Raw genomic sequence first — 8,436 nt, 5'->3', positions numbered from 1 at the left:
CCAACAGACACCGGCACCCGACATGATCAGCCACCGAAGATCATCCTTGCCCGGACCGCTTAACTAAGCGCCATTGCATTATCGTCACGTTTCCCCGCGCGGGCCGGTGCACGGGCCGTGGCTGGCGCGGACGCCTCCACCGGGGACGTTGACCGACGCCGAACGCGAGCAGGTCCTGGCGGTCCTGGCGAGCCCGGTCTACCAGGATCTGGCGATCCCGCAGGTCTGGGCCCGTGAGCTCGACGCCGGCCGCTACTGGTGTTCCCTGTCGACGATGTACCGCATCGCCCGGGCAGCCGGGCAGACCCGGGAACGCCGCGCCCAGGCGACCCACCCGCCGCGGGTCCGCCCCGAGCTGTCCGCGACCGAACCGTCCCAGATCTGGTCGTGGGACATCACCGCGTTGAAAGGACCCGAGAAAGGCGTCTGGTACAAGCTTTACGTGATTCTTGATATCTACTCCCGGTATGTTACCGGCTGGCTTGTCGCTGCCGCCGAGGACGCGGTGGTCGCGAAGGATTTCCTCGCGGACGCGATCCGTCGGAACGGGACCGCCCCCCGGGCGATCCACGCGGACCGCGGTGGGGCGATGGTCTCGAAACCGGTGTCGGAACTCCTCGTCAACCTCGGCGTCCACCGGTCCCATTCACGGCCACGGACATCGAACGACAATCCGTTTTCGGAAGCGCAGTTCAAGACTCTCAAGTACAGTTATGATTTTCCGGACCGGTTCGGGTCGCTGGCCGATGCCCGCGCCTACTGCGAGGGTTTCTTCACCGCCTACAACCATGACCATCGCCATTCCGGGATCGGATTTCATACCCCTGCCTCGGTCCACTTCGGCACCGCAGGCCAGGTCCAGACCCACCGCCAGGCCACCCTCGACCGCGCCCACGCGGCCCACCCCGAGCGGTTCGCCCGCCGGCCACGACCACCCCGCCTACCCAAGACCGTGTGGATCAACCAGCCCATTCCAAGCCAACCGAGCGACGACCAACTGTCGCAGTTGACTTGACAACTAGCGGGGTGGGGTGAGTGGGGCCGGTAGGTACTGGGCGAGCCAGTCGACGGCGGGGGCGAAGGCCGCGGACCAGACTCCCCAGTTGTGGCCGCCCTGGCCGGTGATGACGGTGGTGGTCGGGAGTGCCCGACAGTACCGGCGCAGAGCCTCGGTCATCGCTTTGGCTTCGGTGACGGCAGGCGGATCGCCGCCGGAGGCGAAAAGGTAAAGCGCCGGCGCTTCCGGAGCATGGTAATGCACCCACCAGATCGGTGAGTTGATCCGGCGACCGAATCGTGCGTCAAGGTAGAGCGCCGATGTACCAGGATCCTCGGCGGCGTTGAAATAGCCGGACAGGCTGGCCGCGGCAGCGTAGCGTTCGGGATGGTGCAGGGCGATGTTCGTTGCGCAGAACCCGCCAGTGGAGATGCCGAAAGTCGCCCAGGAGCGTGCCGGCAGTACGCGAAAACCGGCTACGACGTCGTCAAAAACATCGATAGCAAGGTAGGTCTCGAACTGCGGCCCGCGCACGGCGTTCACGCATTCCGAGCTGATACCAGCCTGGTAAACCTGGGGAATGACGAGGACCATCGGTGGGATCCGGCCGGCAGCGATCTCGGCTTCGAGGCGAGACTGAATGGACATGTTTCCGGGAAACGTCTCCGGTGAGCCGGGAAAGCCGTGAAACACCTCGAGGGCGGGAAATCGCTGGTCGACCGGCCCCCGGAAATAGCTGGCCGGCAGGTAGAGCAGTCCGTGATGACTCAGACCGCTGTGGGCACCATGGAAGATGACGGACAGCATTTCGCCCTTGCCGTGGCGCGCCGCATGGCGTCCGGCAGCCAGCCAGTCCGCCGTCAGGACATCGACGCCGGAGGCACTCCGTGGTTGCACCGGGACAGCAAGGGAGTTTTCCGTCCCTGGGTTGCCGAGCAGGTCCGACAGCGACGTGTAGAACCCGAACTGATGGTTCACCTGAGCCATCGCGATGACCGCACCCATCGACATGATCAAAATCATGCCGATGACACGTCCAGGAACGGCCGCGACCCGTGGCCACCGGTTCCAAGCTACGTAGACGGCTACCAGACAGAGCAGGCCGAGCACGTAAAGCACGACGAGAAACGGCCAGGCGGTGATCCGCACCGAGCCCCCCTTCCCTCTCCCGCATCCACAGGCCAGGAAGTGGGAAGCGTCACATTCTTCCGATCCGTCCCTGTCGGAGCACGTTGTCGGCGTTGACAGTACCCGTCACTGCCTTGCCCCAGTTCTCACCTTTCCGCAGCCTTCCGAGTCGAGGATGCTCTGTGTAGAGAGGTGACGCGGGCTGGATGGCGGCCAGGTCGGCCGGCGCTCCAGCGGACGCGCCCGCCCCGCGTCACCTGATCATGCCCGATCGCCAGCACGAAGGCCTGCCTCGGCCGGACGCACCAGCGCCCGCCGCATCACCCGACCGGATCCCACGTGCCGGACTGTGCCGGCCCCTGCCACCGGCGTCCGCCCAGGATGTTTCCTCTCCGGTGGTTCGCCGGGTGCCCGGTCGGTCCGGTGGTGCCAGGATGGTCGCGTGTGGCGAGGAGGGAATGTTTCGTCGGCATCCGCGTCACCCAGCACCACATTCGCCGTTGTGGCGGGTGAGGTGATCGCTGGCCGTGTCGCACTCACCTCCGTGGGGACGACCGGTGCTCGCTGGTCCAGGAGGGTTCGCTGCCGCATCTGATGCGGCGGCCGGAGGGCAGGGGTGGTGGCGACGGTCGTGCGGCGCCGGGTAGTGATCATTTCGGCGAGTGTCGGGGCCGGGCATGACGGGGCGGCGGCGCAGTGGGCGCGGCGGCTTCGCGAGCTCGGCTTCGAGGTCGACGTCTACGACTTCCTGGTCGTGCTGGGCCGGGTGCTCGGGGTCGGCATGCGCGACGTCTACGAGACCGTCCTGCACCGCGCGCCGTCGATCTATTCCGTGATCTTCCGGCTGACTACTCTGCCGGTCGGGGCGGCGCTGCTCGCCCGGAATCTGTTGGCGCCGTTTCTGCCGAGGCTGCTCGACCTGTTCCCGCCGGACACTGCCGCCGTGGTGACGACCTATCCGATGGCTGGCCAGCTCATCGGCAAGCTGCGCCGACGCGGCCTGCTGACGGTGCCGGCGTTCACCTTCCTCACCGACTTCTCGGTCCACCGCCTGTGCGTGGCGCCGGGTGTCGACGCCCACTACGTCCTGCACCCGGTCAGCGCGGCCCAGGCGCGGGCACTCGGCGCGACGAACGTCACGGTCACCGGCCCGCTGGTCGCCGACCGTTTCCACCCTGCCGGGGCAGCGGAGCGGCGGGCGGCTCGGGAGAGGTTCGGGCTGCCTGCCGACGGGCGGCTGGCGTTGCTGGTGGCAGGCTCCTGGGGCGTCGGCGACGTCGAGCGCACCGCCCGGGAGATCGCTGCCACCGGAGTGGCGGTGCCGGTGGTCGTCTGCGGGCGCAACACCGCGTTGCGGGAACGGCTGGCCGACGCGGCGGTGGGCTTTCCGCTGGGCTGGGTCGACGACATGCCCGAACTGATGCGCGCGGTCGACGTCCTCGTCGAGAACGCGGGGGGCCTGACATCGCTGGAGGCGATGGCCAGCGGCCTGCCTGTGGCGAGCTACCGGCCGATTCCCGGCCACGGCCGGACGAACGCGGCTGCTTTGGCGCAGGCCGGCGTATCAAGCTGGATCCGTTCCCCCGCCGCCCTGGCCACGACTCTGGCCGAGCTGGTGGACGGGCCTCGTAGCCGGCGGCAGCGGGCCGCGGGACTAGCGCTGTTCGAGAACGACCCCATGGCGGTCGCGCTCCCGGCCATCGACGCCGCTCACCCGCTGGCCGCTGACCGGCGGGCGGGCGGGACCGTGCTCGGGACCCGCCGCCGGCTGGGAGGGCGCGGCGGGCCGGCCTGGGAGCGCTGGGCGCGCCGGGCGGCTGTCGCGGCGGTCACGGCCGCGGTGGTCGGCTGGAACGCGACGATCGGCACCCAGATCGCGGTCGCGCACGGCCTGGACGCCGCGCGGCCGGGCGAGCGCCGGGAGGTCTCCGTCATCGTGCATGTGAGCCCGCAGACCCGCCTGGACGCGGCCACCGTCCTGCGGCTGCGGGACGAGCGGGCCGCGGTCGCCATCGACACCCGGTTTCTCGACCTGCGTCCGGACTCGGCGCGCACGCTGGCCGGGTCCGGGCTGACCTTGGTCAACGCCGGCGGCGGTCAACCTTATGAGACGGGAATCGTCGGCGGCCGGTCCGCGATCCGCCGCGCCGCCGTCCGCCTACGCCGGGAGGGCGGGCGTTCGCCGCGGTATTTCCTGAGCGATGGTGATCTGGACGCGGTTGATCTGGGGATCGTGACGTATCTCCACGAAATCGTCGTTCGTCCCAGCCGGTCCGTCGACGGCGGATCCGTGATGCCGCCGCTGCAACAAGGGGAGATCGTGCTTGTGGAGTGCGCTCAGCAGCCCGACTGCGGGCTCGCCACCACCTTCGCCGGGTTGGACCGTCAGACGGCCGGCCAGGAGATCCGAGTCGGCTCGTTGTCGGAGCCCGCCACATGACCGGTCCCGCGCGCTCCATCGCGCCCCGTGCGACCGTGGCGGGTGTCATCGCTGTCGGGGTGACCGCGATCGCACACGCGGCCCCCGCCATCACCTCGCTGCCGGCGCCGCGTAACCGGCTCACCCCCGGCCTTGCCGGCGTGGGGGATCCCGGTCACGTGGCGTTGACCTTTGACGACGGGCCCGATCCCGCGTCCACCCCGCAGTTCCTCGACCTGCTGGCCGCCCGGGGGGTGCGTGCCACGTTCTTCCTGCTCGGCTCGATGCTCGCCGAGTCACCCGAGCTCGGCCGGGAGCTCGTGGCGGCCGGCCACGAGGTGGCGGTCCATGGATGGGAGCACCGCTATCTGGTGCTGCGTGGCCCGCGCGCCACGCATGACGACCTGGCCCGCGGACGGGATCTCGTCGGCGAGGTCGCGGGGCGGGCACCGACCTATTTCCGTCCGCCCTACGGCGTGCTCAGTACGGCGGCGCTGCGCTCCGCGCGGTGCCTCGGGCTGCGTCCGGTGCTGTGGACGGCGTGGGGGAAGGACTGGAGCGCCCGCGCCACGGCCGGTTCAGTCTTCCGCACGGTGCGCCGAGACCTGGCCGGCGGCGGCACCGTGCTGCTGCACGACTCCGACTGCACCTCGGCCCCGAATTCCTGGCGGTCGGCGCTGGGCGCGCTTCCGGCGTTGCTCGACGAGTGTGCCGAGCGCGGCCTACGCGTGGGTCCGCTGCGCGAGCACTTTGCCGAGCCGGCCACGTCGGCTGGGCTGGCCTGGGGCATCGGCGAGGGTCCGGCGCGGACGCGATGAGCGCTCTCGCGGCGGTGGTGGTGGCGCTGGCGGCGGCGGCCTGCTTCGCGCTCGCCTCCGCGCTGCAGCACCATGCTGCCAGCCAGGAACCCGTCCACCCTGCTCTGGACCCCCGCCTGCTGGTCCGGCTGGTGCGCCGGCCCAGCTGGCTGATCGGCGGAGTCAGCGACGTTGCCGGTCTCGGCCTGCAGACGCTGGCACTCGGCCTCGGCGCCCTCGCTGTTGTCCAGGTGCTGCTCGTCAGCGGGCTGTTCCTGGCGGTGCCACTCGAGGCGGCGCTCGAACGCCGCCGCCCACGAGGCCGGGATCTCACCGCCGTCACGCTCGCCAGCGTGGCGCTCGCCGTCCTCCTGCTCACCGCCGCCCCCTCGGATGGGATCTCCGAGCCGTCCGAGGGAGCCTGGCTGCTGATCGCCGTCACGGTCGGCCCGATGATCGTGCTGACCCTCGGCCTCGCCCGCCGCACATCCGCGGCGGGCCGGGTGGCCTGTCTGGGTCTCGCGACGGGCCTGTGCTACGGGGTGAGCGCCGGGCTGATGAAGGACTGCGTCGTGCGGCTCGGCACCGATCCGGTCCACCTGCTGGTCGACTGGCAGCTGTACGCCCTCGTCGGCATCGGTGCGGTCGGGTACGTGCTGAACCAGAACGCGTTCCAGGACAGCCTCGCCGTACCACTGATCATGATCACCCTTGTCGATCCGGTGGTCAGCACGGTCATCGGGATCACCGCGTTCCACGAGCACCTGGCCACCGGCGGCGTGCGGGTGCCGATCCTGGTGCTCGCGGCGGTCGCGGTGGTCGTCGGAACCTGGCTGGCCACCACCGGGCGGCCCGCCGTGCGCGGCCCGGGCCGTACGCTCCCCCCACCCAAGCAGGCACGGCAGGGCGTCTCCGGGGTCTCCGGCTTCGCTGCCGACGAGCAGAGGGCGAGTGTCCGATAGGGGCCCGGCGGGGGCCAGCGTGGATGATCACTCGGCAGCTCGGTGACCGCCGCGGTCACTACGAACTGGGCGTCGATGCCGACCCCCGGAACCGGCTGACGGCTGCCTTCACCGAACTCACCCTGGCCATCTGACCACCCGCCCGAGACGGCTCCACCACGCTCCACCTCCGCCCAATGCAACAACGCCCGTCGGGTTCGCCTGGGCCGGACGCCGGATCGCTCTGCGCCTGGACGGGCCACCTCCTGCACGCCCGTCGCCGAGGGCGCCCTGATCGGCAACTGGCCCTGCCCCATCGCCACCATCGGCCGCCTGCGCGGCGCCAGAACACCTACGGCCCCGCTACCGCCGCTCCCGCTGCCAGCCGAGTCCCTGCGCGCCCAGCGCAAGGTTCACGCCACCGGACGCATCATGGTCGCCGGCGAGGCCCGGGGGTTCGGTGAGTTCGCAGACGCAGGTCTCGCCGCCGTCGCGGAAGTAGATCATCGACAGAAGCCGGAGTCGGAGTCGGGCGGGTACTCGGGTCTGGCAGGTCCATGCCTGCCAGATGGGGTCCAGGTCATTCCGGCCGGCTTCGCGGGTCTCGGTCAGACGGGATCAACGAATCACTCGAACCGCCGGCGGGTCGGCGTTGTTGTTCGACGTTCTTCCACGGATCACCGAGGACCACGTCGACACCTTTGTAGGCCTCCAGCCGGCCGACAACGGCGATGGTGGGTTTGGTCTCGGCGACGTCGCCGATGTCGTGCCAGGGGGCAGCGTCGAACGGGTTCGGGATGACCTCGACCTCCCGGCGGCCCAACCAGCCGGAGTCGCGCAGGGTGTCGACGAGCAGCTGTGACGGCGCGCCGTGCGCCCGCAGGCCGTCATCGGCTGAACCCGCGCCGTCGATCCCGGCGCGGGCCGTCAGCCGACGGCGCGGGAGGTGCCGAACATGGTGTCCAGGGTGACCGGTTCGAGCTGGCGCTGGGCGATGAGCTGCTCCACCTGTGCGAACAGGCCGAGGATCGTGTTGTGGTTGGCATGTCCGAGCATGACCGTCCCAGGTTGGAGGTATCGGGTGGCCAGGGCGAGCAGCTGTTCGGGGGTGAGAAGGGTGGAATCACCGAAACTGCCGTTCCACAGCAGGATCTTGGTGTAGCCGAGTTCGCCGACGAGTGCGTCGACGTGGTGGTTGTGGGAGCCGTAGGGCGGGCGGAACCAGGGTCGGCTGGTGATCCCGAAGGTGGACTGGATCCACTGCTCGTTGCGCTCGACGTCCGCGTGGATCTCGGCGTCGGTCCGGTGATCGAGCAGGTCCTTGTGTGTCCAGGTGTGGTTGCCGATCTGTACCTGGCCAGTCTCGACCAGCGGACGCAGCACGTCGGCATGGCGGTTCCAGATGGCGCTGTAGGCGCCGTTCGGCGAGAACGTGATGGCGATCTTCGAGCGTTGGGCGAACTCCACATAGCCCGCCACGGTCTGCGCATCGTAGCCGTCGTCGATGGTCAGCGCGATCTGCCGGGTCCGGCTCGAGGCGCGGGACACCACGGTCGGCGGCCCCGGATGCGGGGGCGGGACCGGCGGCAGCGCGGGCGGCGCCGGTCGCGGGGCGGCGAGCTGGACGGGGGTGTTCCCGAGCGCGGTCGGGGTGGAGCCGACGGTGCTCGGGGCGGGTGACGGGGACGCGGCCGGGTGATTGTTCGCGCAGCCGATCAGCGCCTGGGCCGCCCCGATGCTCAACATCGACAGCAGGAGCCGACGATCCATCGGCTGATGACGGGACATTCCCGAAACCATACAAGCGTCCAGTCCTCCCGTTTTAGCCGGGAGAGTGTGTTCACTGCCAGCGCGCCGCACCCCCGCCCGCGCGCTGGCACCGGCTGAACCCTGACGCGAGTTGACGTTGCAGGCTGCCTATCGGGGGCGATATCGGCGCTCTGGCCGGCTGTGTGCGGGTTTCGGCGTCAGAGTGTCCATGGCCATGAGAAAGTCCTCGTTGTTGGCCAGGTAGCGGTCCCCGTGGGGGCAATGCCGTGAAGCTTAAGTCGATCTTGATTGGTTGATCTTCCGCTGCTCGTGGCTGGTGGGTTGGTACGGCGTGGCGGCGTGGCCTCAGTGCCGCTGGGTGGTTTGGTCACGGTTCGTGGCTTC

At 69.8% G+C, this 8,436-nt stretch carries 7 protein-coding genes and 1 pseudogene; 4 read left to right on the top strand and 4 right to left on the bottom strand.

The genetic code is table 11. The features are described 5' to 3' along the window. Window positions 1-148: 148 nt before the first annotated feature. Window positions 149-1,015: a DDE-type integrase/transposase/recombinase gene (locus MXD60_RS27915; RefSeq protein ID WP_248822679.1), complete on the top strand. Its 867-nt coding sequence runs from the start codon at window positions 149-151 to the stop codon at window positions 1,013-1,015. 3 nt (window positions 1,016-1,018) lie between these two features. On the opposite strand, the gene MXD60_RS27910 is transcribed toward MXD60_RS27915, so the two are convergent. Then, complete coding sequence (locus tag MXD60_RS27910; RefSeq protein ID WP_248822678.1) at window positions 1,019-2,146, bottom strand: alpha/beta hydrolase; 1,128 nt, start codon at window positions 2,144-2,146, stop codon at window positions 1,019-1,021. Window positions 2,147-2,741: 595 nt separating this feature from the next. Between MXD60_RS27910 and MXD60_RS27905 the strand changes: the two genes are divergently transcribed. The 3 genes from MXD60_RS27905 to MXD60_RS27895 are packed head-to-tail and all read left to right on the top strand — an operon-like array spanning window position 2,742 to window position 6,303. Continuing rightward, entirely contained in the window at window positions 2,742-4,565 is a 1,824-nt protein-coding gene (locus tag MXD60_RS27905; RefSeq protein WP_248822677.1) for an MGDG synthase family glycosyltransferase, read from the top strand. Then, the gene (locus MXD60_RS27900) at window positions 4,562-5,362 is read left to right on the top strand and encodes a polysaccharide deacetylase family protein (protein ID WP_248822676.1); all 801 of its coding nucleotides are present in this window, start codon (window positions 4,562-4,564) and stop codon (window positions 5,360-5,362) included. Before MXD60_RS27905 ends, MXD60_RS27900 begins: the two co-directional genes overlap by 4 nt. After that, the gene (locus MXD60_RS27895) at window positions 5,359-6,303 is read left to right on the top strand and encodes a DMT family transporter (RefSeq protein WP_248822675.1); all 945 of its coding nucleotides are present in this window, start codon (window positions 5,359-5,361) and stop codon (window positions 6,301-6,303) included. The genes MXD60_RS27900 and MXD60_RS27895 overlap by 4 nt, the downstream gene beginning before the upstream one ends. 342 nt (window positions 6,304-6,645) lie before the next feature. Here MXD60_RS27895 and MXD60_RS30560 read toward each other — a convergent pair whose 3' ends face one another. The 3 genes and pseudogenes from MXD60_RS30560 to MXD60_RS27880 form a co-directional block, all read right to left on the bottom strand. Next, entirely contained in the window at window positions 6,646-6,789 is a 144-nt protein-coding gene (locus MXD60_RS30560; RefSeq protein WP_518468829.1) for a hypothetical protein, read from the bottom strand. 175 nt (window positions 6,790-6,964) lie between these two features. Beyond that, window positions 6,965-7,150 (bottom strand): annotated as a pseudogene (locus MXD60_RS27885) (glycosyltransferase family 4 protein); the annotation flags it as partial. 59 nt (window positions 7,151-7,209) lie between these two features. Then, window positions 7,210-8,052 (bottom strand): polysaccharide deacetylase family protein, encoded by an 843-nt coding sequence (locus MXD60_RS27880; RefSeq protein ID WP_248822674.1) that lies wholly within the window; start codon window positions 8,050-8,052, stop codon window positions 7,210-7,212. Between the last annotated feature and the right edge of the window lie 384 nt (window positions 8,053-8,436).

The organism is Frankia sp. AgB32 (assembly GCF_023243045.1).
Classification (GTDB): Bacteria; Actinomycetota; Actinomycetes; order Frankiales; family Frankiaceae; genus Frankia.
The sequence above is the reverse complement of the archived record's forward strand: the minus strand, read 5'-3'. Positions and strand labels throughout refer to the sequence as shown.

What these genes read in the sequence shown, in the direction of transcription:
- MXD60_RS27895 (WP_248822675.1), top strand. Translation starts at nt 5,359, where the DNA reads ATGAGCGCTCTCGCGGCGGTGGTGGTGGCGCTGGCGGCGGCGGCCTGC.
- MXD60_RS30560 (WP_518468829.1), bottom strand. Translation starts at nt 6,789, where the DNA reads ATGATCTACTTCCGCGACGGCGGCGAGACCTGCGTCTGCGAACTCACC.
- MXD60_RS27880 (WP_248822674.1), bottom strand. Translation starts at nt 8,052, where the DNA reads ATGGATCGTCGGCTCCTGCTGTCGATGTTGAGCATCGGGGCGGCCCAG.
- MXD60_RS27900 (WP_248822676.1), top strand. Translation starts at nt 4,562, where the DNA reads ATGACCGGTCCCGCGCGCTCCATCGCGCCCCGTGCGACCGTGGCGGGT.